At 65.8% G+C, this 25,073-nt stretch carries 17 protein-coding genes; 12 read left to right on the forward strand and 5 right to left on the reverse strand.

The genetic code is table 11. The annotated features are described in order from the left end of the window. Window positions 1-113 precede the first annotated feature (113 nt). Window positions 114-1,988 (reverse strand): hydantoinase B/oxoprolinase family protein, encoded by a 1,875-nt coding sequence (locus R7226_RS01865; protein WP_318595328.1) that lies wholly within the window; start codon window positions 1,986-1,988, stop codon window positions 114-116. Between the two features lie 271 nt (window positions 1,989-2,259). Between R7226_RS01865 and R7226_RS01870 the strand changes: the two genes are divergently transcribed. Next, window positions 2,260-4,386 carry a hydantoinase/oxoprolinase family protein gene (locus tag R7226_RS01870; RefSeq protein WP_318595329.1) on the forward strand — a complete coding sequence of 709 codons (2,127 nt, stop codon included), beginning with the start codon at window positions 2,260-2,262 and terminating at the stop codon, window positions 4,384-4,386. 53 nt (window positions 4,387-4,439) lie between these two features. Here R7226_RS01870 and alr read toward each other — a convergent pair whose 3' ends face one another. From alr to R7226_RS01885, 3 genes are read right to left on the reverse strand one after another with little or no spacing between them, the layout of a single operon-like run. Beyond that, a complete protein-coding gene (gene alr / locus R7226_RS01875; RefSeq protein WP_318595330.1) occupies window positions 4,440-5,555 on the reverse strand; it encodes an alanine racemase in 1,116 nt (371 codons plus the stop codon). A 44-nt stretch (window positions 5,556-5,599) separates the two neighbouring features. Then, on the reverse strand, window positions 5,600-6,442 hold the full coding sequence (locus R7226_RS01880; RefSeq protein ID WP_318595331.1) for a class II fructose-bisphosphate aldolase: 843 nt from the start codon (window positions 6,440-6,442) through the stop codon (window positions 5,600-5,602). Next, window positions 6,439-7,857: a four-carbon acid sugar kinase family protein gene (locus R7226_RS01885; protein WP_318595332.1), complete on the reverse strand. Its 1,419-nt coding sequence runs from the start codon at window positions 7,855-7,857 to the stop codon at window positions 6,439-6,441. The genes R7226_RS01880 and R7226_RS01885 overlap by 4 nt, the downstream gene beginning before the upstream one ends. Before the next feature lie 269 nt (window positions 7,858-8,126). On the opposite strand from R7226_RS01885, the gene R7226_RS01890 reads away from it, so the two are divergent. The 5 genes from R7226_RS01890 (at window position 8,127) to R7226_RS01910 (ending at window position 14,774) form a co-directional block, all read left to right on the forward strand. Next, entirely contained in the window at window positions 8,127-9,023 is an 897-nt protein-coding gene (locus R7226_RS01890; RefSeq protein ID WP_318595333.1) for an SDR family NAD(P)-dependent oxidoreductase, read from the forward strand. A 114-nt stretch (window positions 9,024-9,137) separates the two neighbouring features. Next, window positions 9,138-9,974: a hydroxypyruvate isomerase family protein gene (locus R7226_RS01895; RefSeq protein WP_318595334.1), complete on the forward strand. Its 837-nt coding sequence runs from the start codon at window positions 9,138-9,140 to the stop codon at window positions 9,972-9,974. Between the two features lie 132 nt (window positions 9,975-10,106). After that, the gene (locus R7226_RS01900) at window positions 10,107-11,573 is read left to right on the forward strand and encodes an NAD-dependent succinate-semialdehyde dehydrogenase (RefSeq protein WP_318595335.1); all 1,467 of its coding nucleotides are present in this window, start codon (window positions 10,107-10,109) and stop codon (window positions 11,571-11,573) included. A 323-nt stretch (window positions 11,574-11,896) separates the two neighbouring features. Further along, on the forward strand, window positions 11,897-13,426 hold the full coding sequence (locus tag R7226_RS01905; protein ID WP_318595336.1) for a PucR family transcriptional regulator: 1,530 nt from the start codon (window positions 11,897-11,899) through the stop codon (window positions 13,424-13,426). Window positions 13,427-13,646: 220 nt separating this feature from the next. Further along, entirely contained in the window at window positions 13,647-14,774 is a 1,128-nt protein-coding gene (locus R7226_RS01910) for an LLM class flavin-dependent oxidoreductase (protein ID WP_318595337.1), read from the forward strand. A 444-nt stretch (window positions 14,775-15,218) separates the two neighbouring features. On the opposite strand, the gene R7226_RS01915 is transcribed toward R7226_RS01910, so the two are convergent. Continuing rightward, on the reverse strand, window positions 15,219-16,169 hold the full coding sequence (locus R7226_RS01915) for an aminotransferase class IV (RefSeq protein ID WP_318595338.1): 951 nt from the start codon (window positions 16,167-16,169) through the stop codon (window positions 15,219-15,221). A gap of 396 nt (window positions 16,170-16,565) precedes the next feature. Between R7226_RS01915 and R7226_RS01920 the strand changes: the two genes are divergently transcribed. From R7226_RS01920 to R7226_RS01945, 6 genes are all read left to right on the forward strand, one after another. After that, entirely contained in the window at window positions 16,566-18,419 is a 1,854-nt protein-coding gene (locus tag R7226_RS01920; protein ID WP_318595339.1) for a hydantoinase B/oxoprolinase family protein, read from the forward strand. Window positions 18,420-18,431: 12 nt separating this feature from the next. Beyond that, window positions 18,432-20,543 carry a hydantoinase/oxoprolinase family protein gene (locus tag R7226_RS01925; RefSeq protein WP_318595340.1) on the forward strand — a complete coding sequence of 704 codons (2,112 nt, stop codon included), beginning with the start codon at window positions 18,432-18,434 and terminating at the stop codon, window positions 20,541-20,543. A gap of 548 nt (window positions 20,544-21,091) precedes the next feature. Then, window positions 21,092-22,285 carry a substrate-binding domain-containing protein gene (locus R7226_RS01930; protein WP_318595341.1) on the forward strand — a complete coding sequence of 398 codons (1,194 nt, stop codon included), beginning with the start codon at window positions 21,092-21,094 and terminating at the stop codon, window positions 22,283-22,285. A gap of 4 nt (window positions 22,286-22,289) precedes the next feature. Then, window positions 22,290-23,045, forward strand: a complete 756-nt coding sequence (locus R7226_RS01935; RefSeq protein WP_318595342.1) for an ATP-binding cassette domain-containing protein — start codon at window positions 22,290-22,292, stop codon at window positions 23,043-23,045. After that, window positions 23,042-24,202, forward strand: a complete 1,161-nt coding sequence (locus R7226_RS01940) for a sugar ABC transporter permease (protein WP_318595343.1) — start codon at window positions 23,042-23,044, stop codon at window positions 24,200-24,202. Before R7226_RS01935 ends, R7226_RS01940 begins: the two co-directional genes overlap by 4 nt. 166 nt (window positions 24,203-24,368) lie before the next feature. Continuing rightward, window positions 24,369-24,548, forward strand: a complete 180-nt coding sequence (locus R7226_RS01945) for a hypothetical protein (protein ID WP_318595344.1) — start codon at window positions 24,369-24,371, stop codon at window positions 24,546-24,548. Window positions 24,549-25,073 lie beyond the last annotated feature (525 nt).

Raw genomic sequence — 25,073 nt, forward strand, 5'->3', positions numbered from 1 at the left:
TTCCTGCCTAGACGGCGAAACGCTGGCGGCGTTCGCGCGAGAAAGCAGGTCGCGTCGCCAGACTTGTCGCGCGGCCGACAGCTGCTCGAACCCGTGCTCGCTGGATCTCGTCGCTAAGGGAGGACGGGGTTGAGAAGGTAGATGTCCCGCCCGGTCATTGTGCGACGACGCCAGGTCGAGGCGCTCGGGCGGGTCGGCTCGACCGGCGGCCGCCCTGTGCGGCGCAGCGCAGCGCGACGCTGCGCCGTGGCGGTCCAATCGATCTCGAAGGTCTCGCCTGTGAGCACCACGCCGCAAACGTCCTCCGCGAGCCGTCGCGAGACGATTCCGTCGCGAACGTCTCGTCGGACATCCTCAACGTCGCGGTCGTAGGGATTGCCCCAGCCACCTCCGCCAGTCGACACACCGACATGCGTCTCCGCTGAATCGATGCGAAAGTGCGCGTTGGCAGAGAGGAATCGGCGCGAGCCGTCAACCTGCTCGATGTACTGGCCACCGCCCGCTGCCATCGTGCCACCGCGGATGCCATGAGGAGGGTTCTCGAGGCCGTCGCCCCATGACACCCCCTCAATGGAGCTGTGCGTCGGCTGCACTGCGAAGCGGATGCCCGGCCCGCCTATGTACTCGCCGAGACCCATCGAGTCAGGCTCGATCTCCATCTCGAGGCACAGGAGCGGGTAGAGGAGCTCCAGTTGCTCGATCGGTGAGGCCTTCTGACCACCCATCGCCGCAGGCGTGATGTAGATGGGCCACCCGTCTGCACCGCGCGCGGCCGGGCCGCCTCCACCGTTGTTGGCGAACAGCGCCCCCCAAACTTCGTTGTTGCGGTCGTCGAAACCGCTGAGCATCGGCTGACCGGCGCACCGTGCGCTTCCCGCGATCACGAGGTCCGGCGCAGCATCCACCATTGCCTTGTTGATGATGTCCTGCATGGCATCCGTTGGCAGCACCGTTGCCGCTGAGGTCGAGGCCGGGTACCGCGCGTTGCAGATCGTACCCTCAGGAGCGCTGACTTCCAGATGCCGCAAGCAGCCGTGGTTGTGCGGTACGTCGGGATCGATGTAGTACAGGAACGGGATCGCGCCAGCGCCCTGGGATGTCGCAAACGTGCCGTTGATCCCCGTCGGCGACTGCGGCGCGCTGCCGGCGTAGTCCACGTGGGCTCGATCGCCATCGATCGTGACGGTCACCTTGATCGGGATGTCGACAGCGTCGGCCCCGTCGCTGTCGACCCAACCCTCGGCTCTGTAGACGCCGTCCGGGATCGCCTGGATGGCGTGGCCCATGCGCTTGTCGGAGTAGTCGATGATGCGGTCGACTCCCTGGACGACCGTGTCGATGCCGTACTCGTCAACGAGTTCCCGAAGGCGCACACGCCCCTTGCGGATCGAACCGAGCTGCGCGTGAAGGTCCCCCCGCAGCATGTCCTTGTAGCGGAGGTTCGCGAGATAGAACTCGATGACGTCCTTGCGTGGAGCACCACGATCGTAGATCTTGACGGGAGGGATGTGGAGACCCTCTTGCCACACGTCTCTGGCTTGCGGGACGAGGCTCGCCGGGATGAACGCTCCGATGTCCTGTTGATGACCCTTTGCGACCGACCAGAAGAGGTGCTGCCCGTTCGCGAACACGGGCTCGGCCGTGACGACGTCCCCCACGTGCGTGTTGCCCATGAAAGGGTGATTGCACAGGAAGACGTCGCCCTCGTTGATGTCGTCTCCGAAACTCTCGGCGATCGCGTCGAGCACCAGATGCATCGAAGTGACGTGGATCGGCAGCGCGTCACCCATCGCTACCTGTCGTTGTCTGGCGTCATAGATCGCGCAGGAATAGTCGTGCACCAATGCGAGGACGGCGCTCCACGCGGTGCGCTCGAGCGTCTGAGTCATCTCCTTCACTATTTCGTTGAAGCGGCTCAGCATGACGCTGAACGTGATCGGATCGAAGCCATCGTTGGCTTGCTCGAGCTGCGCGGACGACTCCGACATCAGCGGCTCCTTCTCGTTCGGACCATCGCACAAGTGTTCGGGAGCGTCGGTACGGCGCAACGATTGCCAGTGACAAGCGGCCCAACCGACGCTGTCTCGAATGCTAGAGCCGGTCGCGCTCGCATGTTCTAACGCTGGTCTAAAAGCATCCTCTCCTATTGCGCTCTGGGACTATTGCCCTCGCCCATCTCTACGGCGCAGCATCTTCGTACGCAGCGTTCTGCACGAACGTGCCGCGCGCGCTGCGCGCCGGCGAAACCAAAGGGAGATCATGGGCTACCGCATCGGCATCGACATCGGAGGCACATTCACGGACTTCGTCGTGATCGGCGATGACGGCAAGGTGACCCTCTGGAAGCAAGACTCGACGCCGAACCAGCCCGAAGTGGCGATTGAGAAGGGACTCGGTGCGATCGCCGAGCAGCTTGGCGTGCCACTCAGGGGGTTGCTGAGGGCAAGCGAAGCGTTCGTCCACGGCTCCACCATCGCGACGAACACGCTGATTGTGCGAGACGGCGGCCCCGTCGGTTTGGTCTGCACTGAGGGTTTCCGCGACGTCGTGTACTTCCGGGACGGATACAAGCCGCAGCGGTTCAACGTCCACCTTCCGCGCCCGATCGACTTCGTCGATCGATATCTCCGGGTCGGGGCGTCGGAACGGATCGACTACACCGGGCGGGTGGTGAAACCACTGGACGAGGATTCTGTTCGCGTCGCCACCGCGCGCTTCCGTGCGGCGGGCGTGAAGGCTGTCGCTGTTGCGCTGCTCTGGTCCGTCGTCAACGGCGCGCACGAGGATCGCGTCGCCGAGATCGTGCGGGAGGAGATGCCGGGCATTGACGTCATCTGCTCCAAGGACGTGCTCGGCGAAACACGTGAGTGGCAACGCACCTCGGCAACCGTTCTGAGCGCATACGTGCGTCCGAAGATCGGGGACTACCTCACGCGACTGGAGGCCTTTCTCGCAGACAACCAACTCGCTCCTCGGGCACAGTACATCCAGATCAATGGTGGCTGCGCGACGATCGAGGAGATCATGAAGCGGCCCGTCAACATTCTCCATTCGGGGCCCGCTGCCGCACCGGCCGCTGCGCTCTATCACGCGGGAACAACGCTGGCGAGACAGACACGCAATGGTGGGGGCCATGAGCGTGATGCGCTCGGCGGAGGGAACCTGATCACGGTTGACATGGGCGGGACGAGCTTTGACGTCAGTCTCATCCGGGACGGCCGCCCAGTGATGTCTCGTGAGATCCAAGTCGAGTTCCAGCCGATTGGAGTCGCTGGCGTGGAGGTGGAATCGATCGGCGCCGGTGGCGGATCGATCGCTTGGATTGACAGCGGCGGTGCGCTGCGCGTCGGTCCCCAGAGCGCCGGTGCCACACCTGGGCCGGTCTGCTACGACGGCGGCGGCACGGAGCCAACGGTGACAGACGCGAATGTCGTTCTCGGCTACCTGGCGCCCGATGCCTTTCTCGGCGGACGGCGGCAGCTTCGAGAGGATCTCTCCCGCGAGGCGGTCGCGACTCGGATCGCCGAGAAGCTCGGACTCGACGTCGAGCACGCCGCTGCCGGGATCATCGAGGTGGTGAACACGCACATGGTCGGCGGCATCCGTACCGTCTCGGTCGAGCGTGGGATCGATCCGCGCGGTTACCTCCTCGTCGCAGGAGGCGGCGCCGGGGGGCTCCATGCCGCCCGCCTCGCGCGTCGACTCGGTATGCGCCATGTGCTCATCCCGCCGGAGGCGTCCACGTTCTGCGCCTTCGGCATGACGGTCACCGACGTTCGCCACGACCACATCGCGCCGCTCCATGCCCTGTCCTCGAATGTCGATCTCTCGCGGATTGACCAGCTGTTCGCCGGATTGGAAGGCGAAGCTCGCCAGCGCCTCCTCGACGACGGCTTTCGTCCAGAACAGATCGTGCTTGAGCGAATGGTCGACGCGCGCTACCGCAAGCAGGTGCACGAGCTGACGATCCCGATTCCTTCAGCGAAGCGATACGGCGCAGCGGATCTCGATGCGATCGTCGCAAGCTTTCACCGCACGCATGCGTCGCATTTCACGTACGCGCTCGAGGACGTGCCGGTGGAGTTCCTGCACTGGCGAGTCACCGCCATCGCGCTGACGCCGGAGATCGTCCGTACGTCCACGATCGAGTCCGCTGTCGATCCGATGCTTGCCGCTGCCGCAGCAAGGGTGGGAACGCGGCAGGCGTATTTCCCCGAGTTCGAGGAGATGGTCGAGACCCCCGTGTACTCGGCCCCCGCGCTCGTGTCAGGAGCGATGATCGAGGGCCATGCGATCATCCAGTCCCCGACAACAACCATCGTCATCAACCCTGGAGACCGTCTCTCGGTTCTGGAAGGCGATCGCCTGCTCGTCGAGGTGGCGTGACGCTTGTCGGGGCCGCAGGTGCTGCGGTTCGGAGAATCAGGCGTCGCGAGCAGTCAGACGACGTCGATCAAGCCACGGTGATAGTTGCGGGTCGGACGCCGTGACAGCGCGGTCGTGATCTCGTAGTTGATCGTGTCGACGCGACGTGCGAGTTCTTCGGCGCTGATGCGTTCGTCGCCGTCGGCGCCGAGCAGAACCGCTTTGTCCCCCTCGGCGATACGGGGCGTCCCCGGGCCGACGTCGACAGTGAGGCTGTCCATGCTTACGCGTCCTACGATGGGGTACCGGCAGCCGGCGATCAGTACATCGGTTCGGCCGGAGAAGGCTCGCCGCCAACCGTCGCCATAGCCGATCGGGATGGTAGCTATCCATCCTGGCTCGGCTGCGACGAACTGGCCGCCGTAGCCGACGCTTTCGCCTGGTGCGATCGGCTTCAGCGCCGCCACGTAGGAGCAGAGTTCAAGCGCGGGACGAAGTCCATGGTGCGCAGGGTCGCGGCCGAATGGGTCGAGGCCGTACAGCGCAACGCCGCAGCGCACCATGTCGAGTCGGCTCTCGTGAAGCGACAGCGTCGCCGCACTGTTCGCGGCGTGGAGAACCACATCGGGCGCGAACGACTTCAGTCGTGCCCCGAAGGTGCGAAACGCCCGAACCTGAGCCCGCGACCGCTCGGGATCTTCGTCGGCGCAGGGAAGGTGAGTCATGGCTCCAGCCAACCGCAGAGCAGGGGTGGCGACGATCTGTCGTGCCAGCGCCTCGAGAGCGTCGGCCTCGCGAACGCCCAGGCGTCCCATCCCGACGTCAAGCTTGACGTGGATGGCGAGCGGCTCCGCGGACACCGAGCGGAGCCCCAGCACGGTCTCCAGGAACTCGGCTCGCCAGGCGACGACTTCCACGCGGGCTCTCAGGGCACGCGGTATCTCATCACTCGTGAGCGGGCCGAGCAGCAGCACTGGTGCCGTGACTCCTGCATTCCGCAACTCCTCGGCCTCGTCGACTGTTGCGACGGCGAGGCGGCTTGCCCCGCCGGCGAGCGCTGCGTGGGCGACTGCAGGCGCTCCATGACCGTAGGCGTCCGCCTTGACCACCGCGCACAGTTCCACGAGCGGTCCTGTCGCGGCGCGAATCGTCGCGCAATTGCGCTCGATCGCATCGAGATCGATGTGCACAGTGGCTCGCATGGGCCGCACAGCTCGACTGAGACGCGAAGCGCTCAGCGAGTATGCGTCCGGGCGAACAGCCGGATGCGTTCTCGCGCGACAGCGCGGACTGCGCGTTGCGCGGGACCCAGCAGCGAGGGCAGATCATCGCGATGGTGAGACGCCTCGGCGAGGCCGTCCCGCAGGGCGCGGCGAAGCTCCGTGTTGACATTGATCTTCGCCACCCCAAGGGCCACCGCCGAGATCAACTGGTCGTCAGGGAGCCCCGATGCTCCGTGGAGCACCAACGGCACGTCGATTCGGCGCGAGATCGCCGCCAGCAGGTCGAGATCGAGCTGAACGGGCTTGGCTGGGATGCCGTGGACGTTCCCGATTGCCACCGCGAGCGCATCGACACCGGTCGCGCTGACAAATGCCGCCGCCGTGTCGGGATCTGTCAGACCGTCCGCCTGCACCTCCTGGGAGCTGTCTTCGTCGCCGGCGATCCCGGCCAGTTCAGCCTCGACCCAAGCGCCTCGCGCATGCGCTTCGGCAACCGCTTCGCGCGTGAGCCGAATGTTCTCCTCGAGCGGAAGCGCCGAACCGTCGAACATCACCGAGCTGTAGCCGAGCTTGAGGCAGTGCTTGACCTCTTCGAGATCACGCGAATGGTCGAGGTGCACGCCCACATCGGCAGACGACTCCCGCGCACAGGCCAGGGCGAGCGCGGCGAGCGGCTCCCGGCCTGCGTACGAGAAGGCACTCGAACCCGCCTGCAGGATGACCGGCTCGCCCTCCACTGTCGCAGCGTCGCAGACAGCTCGCGCTTGCTCCAGGTTGTACACGTTGAACGCGGCGAGCGCTCGGTGCTCGGCACGGGCTTTGCGGAGAGCATCGATGGGCAGGTGTGCGGTCATTCGCCCTTCATCCTTTCGAGGGTGATCGAGAGTGCGTCGTCAGCGCCGACGTTGCCGGGGAAGACGACGTACGGAATCTCGGACCGTCGGCTCGACTCGGCGAGCCGCCAGACCGACACGAGGCCGGGGAACACCTGCCCCAACACATGCGCACGACTTACGCCCAACCCTCGTGTCGCAACGTCGCTGGAGGTGATTCCGCCCTTTGCCACGATCCATCCGAGCGGTTGCTCCGCCGGCAGGGAACGCACCACCTCGACGATCGCGTCGGCGACGAGCCGAGCGATCTCCAGATCTCGACCCGCCACGACGGAACGACGCACCATCCGGCTGGTCACGAGAGCCGCGTCGCCACGCTGGAGCAGACTCCGAAGCGCGGCGCTGCACGCCTCGATCTCGCGGCGGGTTCCGTCGAGGCGGTCCACGCGCAGCTCAACGGTCGGGATGTCGTGGACACGGCGTACGTGCTCCAGTTGGCGCGTCGTCACTGCCGTGTGCGAACCGACGACAAGGAGTCCCGGGCCTTGGCGCGGACGGATCTGCGCTGTCGTCAGGGGCGGCGTCAGCTGCTGCCCGAGCCGTGCACCCACGAACGATGGCGCGGTGCGGTAGACCAGGCGCAGGCCACGCTGCTCGGCGGCTAGGAGGCCCAGCGTGACGACGTCGAGGTCGGCCTCTTCCACGGCGTTGACGACGATCACGTCGGATGACCGTCGCATCAAGCGGCCGGCGACCGCGTCAGGGCCGCCTGTACGGATCGTGGCCAGATCCAGGCTGGAGATCGTCGCAGGGTTGACACCTCGTTCCTGCGCCCAGGCGCGAAGGTTGGAGGAGGTGAAGCCGAACGTGGCGTCGCGCGCGAACTCCGTCTCGGCGACTGGGACCAACCGGTCGCTGCTCATCACGTAGTGCACGTCGTCGACGGTCATCCGTCCCGCGTCGAAGAACGCCGGTGCCAGGAGGATCCCTTCGAGCTGCTGACCACCCCGTGAGAGCCCTTCGATCAAGGCGTCGACCTCGTCGGGAAAGTGGCCGCGGAGTGTCGAGTCGCTGCGGCTAATGCAGCGGACGTCGATGCCGTGAGCCCGTCCGCGGCGCGCGAGCCGCTCGCCGACCTCGAGGTTCAACTTGACCGCGTCGGCAGCATCGAGGCTGCGGCTGTTCGTCAATACGACGAAGGCCGTTTCCGCCTCGGCCAGCGCCCAGTCCACATTCTCGTCGGTCCAGCTGGTGATAACCGGCAAGCCGGCGACGACTTGCGTGCCGGTGGGATCGTCGTCGATGACGGCGATCTTCGTCCCGCTCTCGACGAACGACTGGCGAATGCGGTTTCGAGCTCCGGGAAGGACAAGCGGCGGCGGCAGCTGTCGCAGCGGTGCGTAGCCGCCGTCGGGGACATCGGTCGGAGCGGTCATCTGGCGCAGTTCTACGTGGCGGCCCGACGACTGGGAATACTCTCCGGGTACAGGCCGAGGCAGGACCTTTGGTTCGCAATCAGGGGTCGGTCTCCCGCGGCGGGACGACGCTGCCGACCGATTCGCAGCGCCATGCCGTGGCCAGGCCCCGTCGGCGCCGCTGTACCTCGCGCTAGCCGAGGGCGGGAACGTTTGCTCCGGTTCCAATGGCCTCTTGCTGTCGAAGAGGCGAAATTACGCGCGCCAAGATGAACGGACAAGGGACACACATGTCGAGCCAGCCACTTGAGGGAAGACGCGTCGTAGTCACGGGCGCAGGAACAGGCTTGGGTTCCGTCTACGCGGAGGCGATCGCCGCCGCGGGCGCTGCGGTCGTCGTCAACGACATCGAGCCAGACAGAGCCGCAGCGGTCGCCGAGCGCATCGTCAGAAGCGGAGGACGTGCGATCGCGTTCGCTGCCGACGTCTCCGATTGGGAGGCCGCCGGCTCGATGATCGAGGCATGCGTGTCAGAGTTCGGCGGCATCGACGGTCTGGTGAACAACGCCGGCATCCTCGGCAGACTCTGCCCGGTTCACGAGGCTGACGCCGGCGCGCGGAATGTCATCGACGTCAACGTGGTCGGGACGCTCTATCCCGGCATCCACGCAGCACGCACCATGGTGGAAGCGGGCTCGGCGGGATCGATCGTGAACGTCAGCTCGGGCTCGCAGTGCGGTCAGACGATGTATGGCCCGTATGGGGCCTCGAAGGGAGCGGTCGCCTCGCTGACGTATGGGTGGGCGCGCGATCTCGAGGATCACCACGTACGCGTCAACGCGCTCTCTCCGAATGCCTGGTCCGGGCAGAACGAGGAGATGGTCCGCCAGCTCGGGTATGACGCCGAGCCCCATATCAAGAGCCACCCGAGCAAAGCGGACAACGCTGCCGTGGTCGTCTACCTCCTCAGCGACGCCTCTCGCAAGCTGAGTGGCCAGGTCGTACGAGTCATGACGGGGCAGGTGACGCTGCTCACGCACCCGTACATCGTCACTCCGGGTGTCGAACTGGATGAGTTCAGCGTGGAGACGGTCGCCACGGCCTTCGACGGGGGAGGCCTCGATCAGCGCCTCCAGCCGGTGGGCATCGCTGCCGGGCCTGCTCCCCAGCTCGAGCTCATCCTCTAGGCCCGAGGCAGAGGACTCGACGATGCGCATCGCGCAAGTGGAGGAGGTCGCGAGGCAAGGCCGGCGACGACAAGTCAGGTCAGTCGGTTCGGTACACGTGCCATGAGATTCAGCTTGAGTGTCAGCACGCTGTACACCGAGGTTCCCTTGCCCGACCGATTCGCGCTTGCCGCCGAGGCCGGCTTCTCCGCAGTCGAGTCGTGGTGGCCAGAAGACGTCGACCTCGACACGTATGTCGACGCGGTTCGTGACGCAAATCTCCGCCTTGCGGTCCTCGGCCTCTATGGGGGGGCGCTGGCCGAGGGCGACTGGGGCGTCCTCAGCGACCTGGAGCGGGCTCACGAGTTTCGCGAAGTCGCGCCGAAGGGGCTCGAGGTCGCCGAGACCTTGGGCTGCTATCGCCTTCACGTGCTCGTGGGGAACGAACAGCCAGGGCAGCTGCGTCCGGACCAGCTGCGCCTGGCGGTCGAGAACGTCCGCTGGGTCGCCGACCTCGCGGCCGCCCAGGGCGCAACGATCTTGATCCAACCGTTGAACCGTCGCGATGCCGGTCCGGCACTGATCCAACACGTCGACACCGCGATCGCGTTCATACGGGAGGTAGCGCGTGAGAACGTCGGACTCCAGTTCGACGCCTACCACGTCGAAGGTGCGGAAGGCTATCTGCCCGCGCGCGTTCAGCGTGCGGGTGGGCTGATTCGCCATGTCCAGATAGCCGACTATCCCGGAGCTCAATACCCCGGAAGCGGACGCATCGACTTCCCGGCCCTCTTCACTGCTCTCACGCGACTCGGCTACAACGGCTACGTCGGCTTGGAGTACATGACGGTGCGCGGCACTACTGCGGACTTGACCTGGCTGCCGGAGAGACTTCGCTCCGGCTCCTTCACGGCCGCTGACATTCAGCGGATCCTTCCGCGTACCTCGCGTGACGTCGCGCGAACGCGATGATCCGTGACCTACGCGGCCTTTAGGTCGCCGCTTCCTGGACGAGTGAAGGACAACTGATTTCAAACGTGCCGTCCCGCGCGTCGTGCAGTCATGGCGAGACGCTCCGGGGCGGCATCGGCTAGGAGAGCAGCAATGGGAACAGCAAGCGACGAGCGTCGGGTCCTCGATTCGATTCCGACGCAGCTTCACATCGGCGGCGAATGGGTCGACGGCCGTCACGGCGAGACCATCTGCGTTGAGGATCCGGCCACGGAGGAGCCGCTGGTCGACGTAGCTTCAGGCGACCAGGACGACGCGCTCGCTGCCCTCGATGCGGCCTGTGCCGCGCAAAGCCAATTCGCCGCGATGGCGCCGATGGCTCGCGGCGAGATCCTTCGCAAGGCATATGAAGCGATGAAGGAACGTGCTGAGGACCTCGCGCTTCTGATGACGCTTGAGATGGGCAAGCCGCTGGACGAGGCACGGACCGAGATCACCTACGCGGCGGACTTCTTGCGTTACTACGCTGCCGAGGCCAGTCGTATCTCGGGTCACTACGGCGCTTCCGTCAGTGGGACCGGCCGCGTGCTCGTGATGCAGCAACCGGTCGGACCCGCGATCCTCATCACTCCGTGGAACTTCCCGATGGCGATGGGCACCCGCAAGGTGGGTCCCGCGATCGCAGCCGGCTGCACCATGATCTGGAAACCGGCTGCGCAGACGCCACTGTGTGCGCTGGCGCTGACGCAGATCTTCGAACAGGCAGGCTTGCCGCCAGGCGTTCTGAACCTTGTCCTTGCGAAATCGGCCGGAGCGACCATGGAGCCCGTGATCCTGGATGGGCGGGCCCGAAAACTCTCATTCACCGGATCCACCGCGGTCGGGCGGACGTTGATCGCGCAAGCCGCTTCGAACGTCTTGAACGTGTCGATGGAACTCGGCGGGAACGCGCCTTTCCTCGTCTTCGACGACGCGGACCTGGATACCGCCGTCGAAGGGGCGCTGCTCGCCAAGATGCGCAACATCGGGCAAGCTTGCGTGGCTGCCAACCGCTTCTACGTCGCGGAACCAATGGTCGAGCAGTTCACGACGATGCTCGCCGCGAGGATGCGCGGTCTCAGGCTCGGGCGTGGCACCGATGTGGATGTCGACGTGGGACCGCTGATCGATGACTCGCAGCAGCGGAAGGTCAACGACCTGGTCGGGGACGCGGTGGCCAAGGGCGGCGAAGCGATCGTAGGGGGGAAGATCCCGGACGGTCGCGGCTACTTCTTCGAGCCGACGGTGTTGGCGAACGTTCCAGAGCATGCCCGTCTGCTGAAGGAAGAGATCTTCGGACCGGTGGCGCCGATCAGCTCCTTCACGTCCGAGGAGGAGGCGATCGCTGCCGCCAACGACACAGAGTTTGGTCTCGTGGCCTATGTGTTCACCAAAGACATGACGCGGGCGATGCGAGTCTGCGAACACCTTCAAACCGGGATGGTCGGCCTCAACCAAGGCGTCGTCTCGAACGTGGCCGCGCCGTTCGGCGGGGTCAAGCAGTCAGGCCTCGGCCGGGAGGGCGGTCGCTGGGGGATCGAGGAGTTCTTGGAGCCGAAATACGTCGCGATGAACGTCTGATCCGCGGGGCGCGCACGACACGGAGGCACGCCTCGAGGCCGGGTCGCGCTTCACCGTGCGGCGCGCTCGACCTGCTGCGTCGATGATCTCGGCGTGCCAACTCGCGGGCGACGGCGAGCCCCACGATGCCGCCGCCGACCACCGCAACGTCCACTCTGGGCATGGCGCGCAGGCTAGTGCGCCATGTTCTGCCGAGGGACTGTGTCCGGATACAGTGATTGGCATGCTGGTGTGCGTCGAGGCTAGGTGCGGTCGCTGGTGCCTTGCGGGACGGTTCATTCGTCGGAGCTGTATCGACCGATGAAAGGGAGTCGAGAGAACCCGTGACGACACAGTCCGCCACCGGGGTCACGGTCGCTGAGATCGTGGCGCAGCCGCACCTGGCGTTCGAGGTCCTCACAGGGCATCGGGGGCTCGATCGCGCCGTTTCGTGGGCCTATGTCGCAGATAGCGAGCGACCATGGGATTGGGTTGATCCCGGCGACATCGTGCTCACATCAGGGTGGGTGATCCCACGCGATCCGCCGGCGCAGGAGAAGTTCGTCGAGCGGTTGGCGGCGGCCGGGATGAGCGGTCTCGTGGTGAGCGACGAACGGTGCCCGCCCCTGAGCGATGAGATGCTCGACGCCGCGGTTCGCCGGAACTTCCCGATCATAAAGACGGACGCTGGCACGTCATGGGCGAGCATCATCCGCTTTGTCGCACGCGCCAACCAGTCGCGCGAGGGACGGGTTCTGAGTTCCATCATGCGTGTTCACGACGTCGTTCGGATCGGGCTGCTCGCCTTCCGCACATCGCTGGAGTTCCTCGATGACCTGATGGACGTCGTGGGATGCGAGCTGTACGTCGTTGATCCAGATGCATGGGAGCCCCTGCTGCCGCGGACGCAGGCTCCGCCTCCGAGTTGGGGACGCGCTCTGACGAAGGCGTTGGCGGAGCGGGGTGGCGGCACGCCTCCTCTCTCCATCAAACTGGAGATCGACGATACGGTCGCGCTCGCGCTGCCGATCCCCAGCAACCGTCCGGCATTTCTCTTCGCTGATGTCTCATCGGGGGTTACCCCCCGACTTGCGCTCCTGCAGCATGTCGGTGCGGCCTGTGCGTTGGAGATCGCACATGTCGAGGCGTTGTTCGACAAGGAGTGGCGAGCTGGTTCGGCGCTGATGTCGGAGGCGCTTCAAGGGCGGCTGGAGCCGACCGCCTTCACTGCCGGCGTCCGGGAGATGGGTCTCGAACTGCCGTGCATCTGCGTCGCCGTCGGCGCACCGCCAGAGACGGCTGAACGAATCGACCGATACTGGGCGATCCGCCGTGTTCCGCACATCGTGATGCAGATGGGTTGGGTGCACGTCATGCTCATCGCGGCCGAGGAGGAACGACTCGAAGATCTGCGCATGCTCAGCGCGAAGCTCGCGTTCCGGGCGGGGATCAGCGAGCCCTTTCTGGTCGCGACCGCGCTAGGCGATGCAAGCCGCCAGGCGCGATGGGCGCTCGAGACCTTGCGTCCAGGCGTCGCCGGCGTGGCGGCCTACGGAGATGAGGGCCACAGCTTCCTCCCGCGAACGCTGGCTGAGTCAGAGCAGGCGGTCGAGCGCATACTTGGACCGTTGATCGACTACGACTCCGAGCACGACGGCGAACTGGTCAAGACGCTTCACACCTACCTGGAGTGCGATCGATCGCCGAAACGGGCAGCGGCCGAGCTCTTCGTTCACAACCAGACGGTGAACTACCGACTTGCCCGTGTGCAGGAACTCACAGGACGCTCGTTGCGTTCTACGGCCGACATCAGTGAGCTGTGGCTCGCACTCCGCGCGCTGGCACTCACCCGAACTGCTGAGCGCCGCGACTAGTAGCCCCGGGGGAGCGTCCTGGCTTGCGGGCCGGGCGCGTCGGCCGGAGGTGGAGCCCGATGCGTCATGCGCCGGGCTGTGTCGGCGGACAACGAAGTGCCGGTTCTCTTGCGTCGGGACTAATCGCGATGCCGCCCGTCCGTCGCGATGCTGTCGATGCGTCCACCGATCCGCGAGGGATCGGAACTGGGCCTCCAAATCCGACAGCTGGAGGGGATACATGGATTTCTCAATGTTCATGGTGCCGTACGTTCTCGCCTACACCGAAGGACGGCGAACTGCGGCTGAGGTCATCGACTGGGATCTGAAGCTCGCGTCCTGGGCAGATGAGTACGGTCTGACCGGCGCGTTCTTCGCCGAGCACTACACGATCGGTCACGAGCCAAGCCCGTCGCCGGAGCTGATGATTGCCGCGGCCTCGCAGCGGACGAGCCGCATCAAGCTCGGCGCCGCGGCTCACCTCTTGCCTTACCACAATCCGGCCAACTTGGCACACCGACTGATGTGGCTCGACCACATGACCGGCGGCCGGTACATCGCCGGATTCGCGCCTGGTTCCTTTCCGACCGACGCGCAGCTGTTCTCCACCGCCAAGGAGAACCCGAAGATGATGATCGAGGCGCTCGACATCATCGAGGCGATCTGGATGAAGGAACCTCCGTTCCGTATCGAGGGTCAGTATTGGACTGTCGACATGCCTGCCTTCACGACCCAGTGGGCGGGGCCGCATCTCAAGCCGCTTCAGCGCCCGCGTCCCGAGGTGGTCCTGACCGGCATGCAGGCGCAGTCGCCCACGTTCACAGAGGCGGGGAAGCGCGGCTACTCGCCCATGAGCCAGCAGGTGAGCGTCGACGTGCTGCGGCAGCAGTGGGATCACTACGCCGCGACCGCCCGCGACAACGGATACACGCCAGACCGCGCGAACTGGCGGGTCATTCGAGACGTCTTCGTTGCGGATACTGACGAAGAGGCGCGGCGCCTCGTCCTGGACGGCGCGATGGGCGAGACGTGGGAGCGGCACATTCTGCCGACGTTCAAGTCGGTTCGCGCCCGCGGCTTCCAGAGACCGTACGCGCTGGGAAGCCTCCTGGTCGACCCCGGAATGGAGGTCGAGGACCTCACGATCGAGTGGATGGTCGACAACTTCTGGCTCGTCGGCTCGCCGGACACTGTTGCGGGGAAGGTGGCGAAGCTCAACGATGAACTCGGTGGCGTCGGCGAGATCGTAACGGTCACGTTTGACTACAGCGCGGACCCCGAGCCGTACCGGCACAGCATCGAGCTGCTGGGCACCGAGGTCATCCCCCGGGTCGCGGACGTCGGCGCACGCGCCACGGCCGCCGCATAGCCACACCCCGGCGACGACCCTGTCCGTCATCGCCTCGCCTCGTGCAACGCGCTCAGGCGACCTGACATCGCTCGGCGGCGGCGGCCACGTGACCCGGGCGGAACCCGACGCCTCGGCGAGGAAGGCAGACGCCGTCCTCGCCGGCGGCTGTCGGCGCGCGCCTTGAGTGCGCGCCTCTGACTGCCAGCGCTGGGCGGTAGTCGGCTGCAGCGCGGAGGGCGCTTGAAACACATTCGCAACGGTCGCGAGGTTCGTTCGTCCGCGTCCAATTCACCGGCGCGGGTATGACCGCCCGGGTCCGGATCGCACGAGACTGCGCTGCGCCCGACGGGGTCGACCGGGCCGAATCGACGTGGGTCGTGTCAACCGCGCGCGAGCGTGTCGAGCGCGGCCGGAAGCGACTCCGGCCGCGCGCTGCGCGACGCAGCTGGATCGACCCGGCGCTCAGCTGCCTCGAACCTCGTCCACGCTGGACGTGAACCTCGGCGAGCGCTGGTACTCGGCCAGCTTCTCCTGCATCTGCCGGGTGAGCGGTCCGGGACGTCCGTCGCCGACCGGGGCGCCGTCCAGGACGCCCAGCGGAATGATGCCGCCGGCGGTACTGGAGCCGAAGATCTCGTCAGCGCTGCGGAGCGCTGACAGAGTGACGGTCGTCGCCGCGCACGGGATGTTGAGCTCGTGCGCGATGTCGATGACGGTCATCCGCGTGATTCCTTCGAGGACGCCGGAGGCCGGCGTGAGCAGCTTTCCGTTCTCCACGATGAAGACGTTGAAGCCAGGGCCTTCGGTGACATCGCCCTTCATGTCGAGCAAGATGGTGGTGTCGGCGTTCTGCTGCTGAGCGTCACGCAGACTCTGCACCAGGTCCTGCCAGTGGAAGTTCTTGATCGTCGGGTCCACCGAGGACGGATCGATGCGCCGCTTGGGACCGACCGTGGCAGCCAGCGCACGATCTTCTTCCCCGGGTTGCACGAAGACCGGCATCGGCACAGCCATCGCGTACAAGCGGTTGCGGGCATGACGAGGGTCGCGCGACATCCCCAACGGCGGGACGCCTCGGGTCGCGATGACGTACACGGCGCAGGTCTCGAGCCCTGAGCGAGCCACCACCTCCCCGAGGATCGCGCGGACCTGTGGCCATGTCTCGGAGAGTCTGAATCCCAGTCGGTCGCACGATCTCCTGAAGCGAGCGAGATGATCGTCGATTCGGAAGAACCGAAGCTGGTTGACCTTCAGCACGTCGTAGGTGGCGTCGGACCGAAGGATGCCCCAGTCCATCAACGGCATCTTCGCCTCGTCGATCGGGCAATAGCGACCGTCGACGTAGGCGTATCCCGGACCGGCGGTCGCTTCGGCGGTCTGGCGTGAGCCAGTGGACTGCGTTTCGGTGGTCATGCGCGCGAAGCTAACACCGGGCGCGACGCGGCTGGGGGGATCCGGATATGAACGATCAGCGAGGTTTGTGCTTCCCGGCTGGTCGGCACGTTTCGCTCGGGAAAGTCCGACGAGGGTGCGCGCGCAGCGGCTTGGAACGCCGTTTGTATCGGCTGCTAGATGCGGAGCGGCGTTTTGTTCGGTGGGGCGTGGCAGCGGGCAAGCCGGTGAGGAGAAACTGGCCGCACCGCGCTGGACGGAACGAGTTCGCGCGCGGGCGACGAGCACTGCCAATCCACGACTCTGATCCGGAGAGCAGATGAAGACTTTCGTGACTTCGAGGAGAGGCCTTCTCGCATGGCCCGGGTGCCCTGTCGGATGAGTCAGATCGACGCACCGCCATCGTCCAGCGCGCCCATGGGTTCCGAGGTCGACCCGATCACCCTCAGCGTGATCATGAGCCGTTTCAACGCGATCGTGACTGAGATGACACGCGTGGTCGAGAAGTCGGCTTGGACCACGATCCTCGCACTCGCACACGACTACTCGTGCGCGATCTACGACGCGGTCCCGCGTCAGGTCTCGATGCACGAGGCACTCCCGATCATGACATCGGCGATGCATTTCGTCGTCGGGGAAATCGCTGATGCCTTCGAAGGCGACGTCCACGACGGCGACGTGTTCCTGTGCAACGACCCGTACTCCGGCAACACGCATGTCGGCGACTACGTCACCGCGGCGCCGGTTTTCGCGGATGGCAAGCTGGTGTTCTGGTCGGTCACCAGCGCCCATCAGATGGACACAGGGGCTTTCGTCCCCAGCTCCGTCGCTCCGTCCGCCCTCAACGTCTATCAGGAAGGCATCACGATCCCGCCGACGCGACTCGTCGAGCGGGGGACGATGCGCGACGACCTGTTGCGGCTGCTGCTCTCCAACCTGCGCTACGCGGAGCTGATCGAGGGCGACCTTCGGGCGTTGACGGGGTCGATCGAAAAGGGCCGCCAGCGCCTTAGGGAACTCTGCGATGAGTACGGCACCGAGGTCGTGCTCGCGTACGTCGAGGAGATGATCAGCTACTCGAGCCGACGGGCGGCGCAGGAGTTCCTTTCGATGCCCGATGGTCGTTATACGGCCGAGGGATGGGTCGACTCTGACGGGCTGGATGCGGAGCACATCCCGGTCAAGGTGGCGGTCACCATCGACGGGGACCGGGCACACGTCGACTACACGGGGAGCGGGCCTCAGGCGCGCGGCGGAACCAACGGGTCGTTCGCGACCTCCCAGGCCGCGGCGCGCGTTCCGTTCCTCCACTACATCGCCTCGGACATCCCCCACAATCACGGTGTCCTCTCGCACATTGACGTGTTCGCGCCCGAGGGCACGATCTGCAACGCGAGATTCCCGGCATCGACCAGCGTCGGGACGACCGTTCCGTCTGACCTGATGCAGGAGGTCGTCAGTCGTGCGCTGGTGGCAGCGATGCCGGATCGCGTCCCGGCCGGCGGCGTACGCTGCGGATGGAACCAGACGATCTCCGGCAAAGGAGCCGACGGTGCGTCGGAATGGGGTTTCATGCTGTTCAACGGCACTGGCGGAGGACCCGCGGCCAAGGGAGCGGACGGCTGGCCTCATTGGGTGACCGCGTCGGCCGCCGCCGGCGAGAAGATTCTTCCTATCGAGCAGCTCGAGCTGTTGTTCCCGGTTCGGATCGAGCGGTGCGAGATCGAGCCAGAGTCGATGGGCTTCGGTCAGTGGCTGGGCGGACCCGGGATCCGGTGCGTCGTGCGACCGCTTGTCGATGAACGCATGTACGTCGTCTCCCACGGTGACGGGGCTGCGAATCCGCCGCATGGTGCGATGGGCGGGACTCCCGGTTGCGGAGGCGGCCAATACGTCCATGACCTCCCGACCGGAGCGCGTCGATTCATCTCCGTCAACGGGGTGTTCACCGTCGACTGCCGGAGCGAGCTCTACGTCGGCGTCTCCACAGGCGGCGGCGGCTGGGGGCAGCCGTACGAACGCGCCGCCGACCAGGTGCGGCGGGACGTCCGAGACGGCGTGGTCAGCCGGCACGCGGCAGCGGAGGTGTTCGGCGTCATCCTCACGGACGACGAAGATCCTGTAGTGGACATCGAGGCCACGACCGTCAAGCGCGATGAACTGCGACGGACGCCCGGTCCTGTCGTCTCACCGACGCACGCCAACGCCTCGACGTGGCTCGGCGAGAACATGCGCGAGGGCGACGAGTACTTCCTCAATCCACGACTCTGAACCGGGGACCAAGTGGCATATCGCATCGGCATCGACATCGGTGGAACCTTCACCGACTTCGTCATCGCAAAGGACGACGGCGAGCTGTTCCTGTGGAAAGAAGACTCCACGCCCGACGACCCCGCGCGTGCGGTGCTCGTCGGGCTCGCGGCAGTGGCTGACGAACTGAACACCGACGCTGGTCGGCTGTTGGCGGACACGGAGCTGTTCGTGCATGGGACCACCGTGGCTACCAACATGCTGATCCAGCGCAACGGACCTACCCTCGGGCTGCTCTGCACGGAGGGATTCCGCGACGTCCTCTACTCCCGGGACGGCTACAAGCCAGAGCGGTTCAACTTGCACCTCGAGCGCCCGAAGGAGCTCGTCGACCGTTGGCTTCGCGTCGGGGTGCCAGAGCGGTACGATGCGCATGGAAACGAGGTCGTCGCGCTCGACGAGGAAGCCGTCCGCGTTGCCGCCGCGAAGTTCCGTCGGGCTGGCGTCACCTCGATCGCCGTAGCGTTCCTCTGGTCGATGTTCTATCCCGACCACGAGAGACGGGCAGCGGAGATCCTCCGGCAGGAACTCCCAGACGTGCACATCGTCTGCTCCAGCGACGTGCTCCCAGAAATCCGGGAGTGGGAGCGCACGTCGGCGGCGGCGATGAGCGCCTACATCCTCCCGCGCATCCACGACTATCTCGGACGGCTGGCGGACCAGCTCGTCGAGACAGGGCTCAGAGCGACGCCGCTCATCATGCAGATCAATGGAGGGTGCGCGCGAATCCCCGACATCCTGCGCGTCCCAGTGAACATTCTTCACTCTGGTCCGGCGGCGGCACCGGCTGCGGCGCAGCACTTCACGAACACAGTCGGCGACGACCTGATCATCGTCGACATGGGCGGCACGAGCCTTGACGTCTGCATGATCCGGGAGGGCCGCCCGGCGATGAGTCGCGAAATCCAGGTCGAGGATCAGCCGATCGGGGTGTCTGCCGTCGACGTGCACTCGATCGGCGCCGGTGGCGGATCGATCGGGTGGATTGACGGCGGCGGCGTCCTGCGGGTCGGTCCCCGAAGCGCAGGTTCGCTTCCAGGTCCCGCCTGCTACGACCGCGGCGGTGTCGAGCCGACGGTCACAGATGCCAACGTCGTGCTGGGCTACATCCAGCCCGATGCGTTCCTCGGTGGCCGCCGGCAGCTGCGCGACGATCTGTCGGCTGCGGCGGTGGGCGAGCACGTTGGTGACGGCCTTGAACTCAGTCCCGTCGACGCGGCCGCGGGGATCATCCGGGTCGTCAACGCCAACATGGTCGGGGCGATCCGTGCCATGTCGGTGGATCGTGGGGTAGATCCACGAGGCTTCACGCTCGTCTGCGGTGGCGGCGCGGGCGGTTTGCACGCCGCAGAGCTCGCGCGTGCGCTCGGCATGACACGCGTCTTCGTCCCTGTCCAGGCATCCGTCCTCTGTTCGTTCGGCATGACGGTCACTGACGTGCGTCACGACTATGTCGCGGCGATGCACGGCACGACGAGCGAACTGGACCTCGCGAAACTCAACGCGCTCTTTGAGAATCTTGAGAGTTCCGGTGGGTGCGCGCTGCAAGAAGAGGGGTTCGCGCCAGAGCGGATCCGCCTGGAGCGCAGCGTCGACGCTCGCTATCCCGGTCAGGTTCACGAGATCACGGTGCCCGTTCCCGACGATGCCGTGCTCACACGTGAGTCGATCGCAGCGCTCGAGGCGACGTTTCACGAACAGCACCGGGCACAGTTTGCGTACGACCGGCCAGGATTGCCGGTGGAATGCCTGCACTGGCGCGTCGCCGCGGTAGGGGAGAGCGTCGTCGAGCCGGCGCCTTTCCCAGTTGCATGCCGTCCAGAGGCGATCGTGCCGACCGGTGAGACGCTCGCATACTCACCTGATGCAAGAGAGATGCGTCCGACGGCCGTCTTCGAAATGGACCAGCTCGCCATCGGCACGACGATTGCCGGTCCCGCGATCATCGTCGCTCCGACGACGACCGTGGTGATCCACGCTGGCGATACGGCGTCCCGGACCGCTCGCGACGGGGTGCTGATCGAAGTGGCTCAGCGGACGATGGCCGCGAAGGTCGCCGTCGTGGAGGACCGCGAGTCGGTGTGACCGATCGGCTGTGTGACGCGGCGACGACCGCCAGCCGAGCAGCGGCTTTTGGGCTGTCGGTAGGCGGCCGCGGGGCCGCCGGCAGCGATCCCCCGTCGAACATTCGGATGCGTGCTCCGCACGCAATGTTCTGCCTCGCACGAGCGCCGAAAGCGCCGCCTGCGTCAGCGAAGCGGTCGCCGGCGGCGCCGCGCCTGTTCGTCGTAGCTCAGGCAGCTGAGCGCAGCGAGAGGATCGGCGCGCTTGTCAGACCCTCGGCGACGGGGGTCGACTTGCGACAGGATGCGCCTGCTGACAGCGAACGTCCGTGCGTCGTCTCGGGCGCACCCTCCCACCGCGCGGTGATTCGCGACATTCGCGACGTCGCATCTTCATCGATGCTGAAGCCCCGGCACGCTGCCGTTCACGGCCACCCGGCGGTTCCGAAGGGCTATCCCCGCATACAGGGGCCGGCTAGCGATTCGTGCATTGGTCGCATCGCGTTCACATCTCGGTCGGGTGAAACTCGCGTCGTCATCATCATTGGTTCGCCGTGGACAGGAGCAAGCGTGGACACTGGAAGGCGTAACAAGAGAGACTCCGCCGTTCTGCGCAGACAGAACGGCAACAGGTCGCTGGGCGTCGCGTGCCGTGTGCTTGGCGCGACCGCCGCGACGGTACTCGCGTTTTCGTTCGCTGCGTGTGGCGACAGCGGGACGGCGGGTTCTGACGCAACGACCTCTGCAGGCGGAGGCGACGAAGTTTCCGGGAAGGTCTACTACCTGACGCCCGGACCTGCGCAGGCTGAGCGCTACCTCAACATCGACGCTCCGAACATGAAGGACGCGTTCGAGAAGCTCGCGCCGGGGATCGAGTTCCAGGCGCTCGACTCGCACAACTCGACCGCGACGCAGCTCGCACAGGCCGAGAACGCCATCTCGAATGGCGCAAGAGCGATCATTCTCTCTTCGGTTGATGGGAACCAGGCTGCGGCGATCCTCGCCAAGGCAGCGGCTGCCAGAGTGCCGGTGATCTCATACGCGCCGGAAGCGTTCGGCGGTCCGCTCTACGCTCGCGTGTCGGTGCCCTTCGTCCAGATCGGCCAAGATCAAGCCAGATACTTCGTAGAGCACCTCCCGAGAACCGAAGGACCGGTTCGGCTGGCGCTGATGTACGGCGACCCGGCCCAGGACTTCTACAAGGAGCTCAAGAAAGGCTTCGACGAGTACCTCGATCCGGTGATCGCGGATGGGAGAGTCAGTGTCGTCTGCAGAGGCGACGCCATCGACTGGGACCCCGCCAACGCGCAGCGAAACATGGAGCAGTGCCTGACGAAGACCAACAACGGCGTCGACGCGGCGTTGGTGATGAATGACGGCACCGGGACCGGTGTGATGGCCGCCATCTCACGTGCCGGCGTGGCCGACAGAGTCAAGCTCTATGGAGGCTACGACGCGACGATCGAGGGAGTCCAGCGCGTGCTCGCCGGCAAGCAAGCCGCCGACATGACAGCGGACTACGCGCTGATGGCCAGAACAGCCGCGGAGCTCGCGATCACAGGCATCAGAGGCGAAGAACCGCCGAGACCACCGATCAACGGTGTCTTCGACAGCAGATTCTCGGACTCAGTGCCCGCCGCATATCTGCCGAACACGTTCGTGACCGCGGACAACGTGCAAGAGACGATCGTTGACACCGGCATCTACGACAAAGCCACGATTTGCACGGGCGAGGCGCGCTCGTCGAGCTTCTGCAGACGCTGATCTCATGACTCTTCTCGAAGTTCGCTCTGCGACCAAGCACTTCGGCGGCGTGACCGCACTTGACGAGGTGTCGATCTCGGTGGATGCCGGAGAGGTCGTTGCGCTTGTCGGAGACAACGGGGCGGGGAAGTCGACGTTGGTGAAGACCATCGCCGGCTACCTCCCACCGGATCACGGAGAGATCCGGTGGCGAGGAGAGCCAGTGGATCTGCGCCATCCGACCGACGCAACGGCCCTCGGCATCGAAACGGTCTATCAGGACCTTGCTCTCTGCGACAACCTCGACACGGTCCAGAACCTCTTTCTGGGACGAGAGAAGGTCATGTATGGCCTCTTTGGTCGCCGTCTTGCTCGTGCCGAGATGGAGAAGCAAGCGCGCGCGGCACTCGACGGCCTCAACATCGTCACGCTCAAGAGCCTGCGGACTCCGATCGGCAAGCTTTCAGGCGGCCAGCGCCAGTCGGTGGCCGTCTGTCGGTCGATCCTGACGGATCCTCAGCTGGTGCTGCTGGATGAGCCGACCGCGGCCCTCGGCGTCGCGCAGCGGAGAGAGGTGCTCGATCTCATCCGTCGTGTACGTGACCAGAACCGGGGAGTGCTTCTCATTTCACATGACTTGGCAGACGTCAAAGAGGTGTCGGACCGTGTGGTCGTGCTCCGCCTTGGTCGTACCGTCGCAGAACTCGATGGTGCGAGCTGCACGCACGAAGAGCTGATCGCACACATCACCGGAGCAGCGACTGGGGGTGTCAGCTCGTGAGACGGCGTGACCTGACCGAGAAACTGAGCGGCGAGTGGCGCCTCCTTCCCGTCCTGGCGACGTTGGCGCTGATCTGGCTGTTCTTCGCCACCCAGTCTGACGCGTTTCTCACTGCTCGCAACCTCTCGAATCTCTCACAGCAGATTGCCGTGACGGCGATCATCGCATTGGCGCTGGTGTTCGTCCTGATCTTGGCGGAGATCGACCTCTCGGTCGCCGTCTTGAGCGCGGTGTGCGGCGCGGTTACCGCAAAGCTGGTGGTGGAGTCAGGGATGCCCGCCGTACCGGCCATCATCATCGGTGTCGCAGTCGGCACGGGAGTGGGAGCGATTCAAGGCGGAATCGTGACGACATTTGGCGCGCCGGCATTCATTGTGACGTTGGGCGGCTCGCTGGCTCTGCAAGGGGTTCTGCTTCAGGTGCTTCCTGCTGACACAGGAATCGTCCCGCTGTCGGACACGTCTCTTGCCGGGATCGCGAACGACTATCTCTCCGACGTGGTGGGGTATGCGCTCGCTGCCGTGCTTGCGGTGCTCGTCGCGGCGCTCCGGTGGCAGGGTTACCGGAGCCGAGTTCGGGAAGGGCTGCCGGCGGACCTTGGAAGGTCCGTGGGCGCGCCCGTGGCCGCCGTCCTGGTATTAGGTGTCGCTCTCGTCGCGATGTTCAACGCGTATCAGGGCGTGCCCGGTCCGATCGCCATCCTGGCAGTCCTTCTTGTGGTGTTTTCGTATGTGACGACCCAAACGCGCTGGGGAACGCATCTCTACGCGATCGGTGGCAACGCAGAGGCCGCACGCCGTGCTGGCATTCATGTCAGTCGTGTCACGCTCACCGCATTCATGCTGGTCGGTGCGCTGGTGGCTGTGGGTGGAATCGTTGCTGCTTCCCGTCAGCTGGGCGTCTCGGCGCAGTCGGCCGACTCCACGCTCGTGCTGGAGGCGGTCGCGGCCGCGGTCATCGGCGGGGCGAGCCTCTTCGGCGGGCGAGGGTCAGTCTGGGCGGCGTTGTTCGGCGCGCTGATCATCGGATCGATCGCAAACGGACTGGCGCTGCTCAACGCGACGACCCAGGTTCGGTTGGAGGTCGAAGGCGGCATTCTGGTGGCGGCAGTCGTCATCGACGCCCTCATCGTGCGAGGACGGTTGCGGAGTCCGTAGGGCGGTTCTCCTCGTGGCCTGATCCTCAGATCGTGGCGACGCGTGCGACGACGTGGGTGGGCTTAGCGTCTGCGTCGTCGCACGCCGCGGGCATACGGGGTTCATATTGATCGCAGCGCGCACCTAGGAGAGACTGCAGATATGTCGTCGATCGTGAGCATCCTGTATGCACGACATCAAGCAACGTGTGGGCTTTGTGGGAACTCGCGACACGAAGGGATCCCGCACGAGGCGGTTTCTCCCCAGGCGCAGCCTGACAAGGAAAGAGGTCGCCGCGACGCCGCAATTCGCGTCGTCGCCGATGCTCCGCGGCATCGTCCTTAGCGAACAACTGCTGGTGGCCTGACGCAGGGCGATACCGAGCACAAGCTGCGATCGCCTCGCGCCACGAAATTCTGCGTCGCCTTCGGCGGCGGCACCGTGCTATCGGCCGCACGGTCTCGGGGTCGCCGCGAGAGTCTGCCGAGGTCGCGCACGATCCGTCTGCGCCTGACGATCGGCCGGACCCGGCCGAGCCGGCGCGCATGTCGTCGCGGTCCGCATGCGGGTCGGCGGCGAGACGGTGACGCAAAGCGTCCACCTCCGCGTCACGCGGGCGGCGTCGATCGCCTCACGGCGGTCGGACAGGACGAGCGCGAGCGGGCCCGCCCGGGAGAGACGTCGCCCGGGGGCCCGTGGGCAGCGCTGGAGACTAGTCGGCGGTCGCAGCGTGATCGGCGGCGCGCCGGCGACGACCACCGTGCGGGCACTCGTCGCGTTTCATGTTCGGACGCCGTCGGTCGAGGCTTCCGTGTCGCCCTGCGCTGTGTGCCATCGCTCGGAGGCTGAGCGTCATCACGACCGGATCGTCGATGCGGTGGGCTCGCCGCGG

The sequence above is a fragment of the Conexibacter stalactiti genome (assembly GCF_033542075.1).
GTDB lineage: Bacteria > Actinomycetota > Thermoleophilia > Solirubrobacterales > Solirubrobacteraceae > Conexibacter > Conexibacter stalactiti.

What these genes read in the sequence shown, in the direction of transcription:
- R7226_RS01865 (WP_318595328.1), bottom strand. Translation starts at nt 1,988, where the DNA reads ATGTCGGAGTCGTCCGCGCAGCTCGAGCAAGCCAACGATGGCTTCGAT.
- R7226_RS01870 (WP_318595329.1), top strand. Translation starts at nt 2,260, where the DNA reads ATGGGCTACCGCATCGGCATCGACATCGGAGGCACATTCACGGACTTC.
- R7226_RS01880 (WP_318595331.1), bottom strand. Translation starts at nt 6,442, where the DNA reads ATGACCGCACACCTGCCCATCGATGCTCTCCGCAAAGCCCGTGCCGAG.
- R7226_RS01885 (WP_318595332.1), bottom strand. Translation starts at nt 7,857, where the DNA reads ATGACCGCTCCGACCGATGTCCCCGACGGCGGCTACGCACCGCTGCGA.
- R7226_RS01890 (WP_318595333.1), top strand. Translation starts at nt 8,127, where the DNA reads ATGTCGAGCCAGCCACTTGAGGGAAGACGCGTCGTAGTCACGGGCGCA.
- R7226_RS01900 (WP_318595335.1), top strand. Translation starts at nt 10,107, where the DNA reads ATGGGAACAGCAAGCGACGAGCGTCGGGTCCTCGATTCGATTCCGACG.
- R7226_RS01910 (WP_318595337.1), top strand. Translation starts at nt 13,647, where the DNA reads ATGGATTTCTCAATGTTCATGGTGCCGTACGTTCTCGCCTACACCGAA.
- R7226_RS01915 (WP_318595338.1), bottom strand. Translation starts at nt 16,169, where the DNA reads ATGACCACCGAAACGCAGTCCACTGGCTCACGCCAGACCGCCGAAGCG.
- R7226_RS01920 (WP_318595339.1), top strand. Translation starts at nt 16,566, where the DNA reads ATGGGTTCCGAGGTCGACCCGATCACCCTCAGCGTGATCATGAGCCGT.
- R7226_RS01935 (WP_318595342.1), top strand. Translation starts at nt 22,290, where the DNA reads ATGACTCTTCTCGAAGTTCGCTCTGCGACCAAGCACTTCGGCGGCGTG.
- R7226_RS01945 (WP_318595344.1), top strand. Translation starts at nt 24,369, where the DNA reads ATGCACGACATCAAGCAACGTGTGGGCTTTGTGGGAACTCGCGACACG.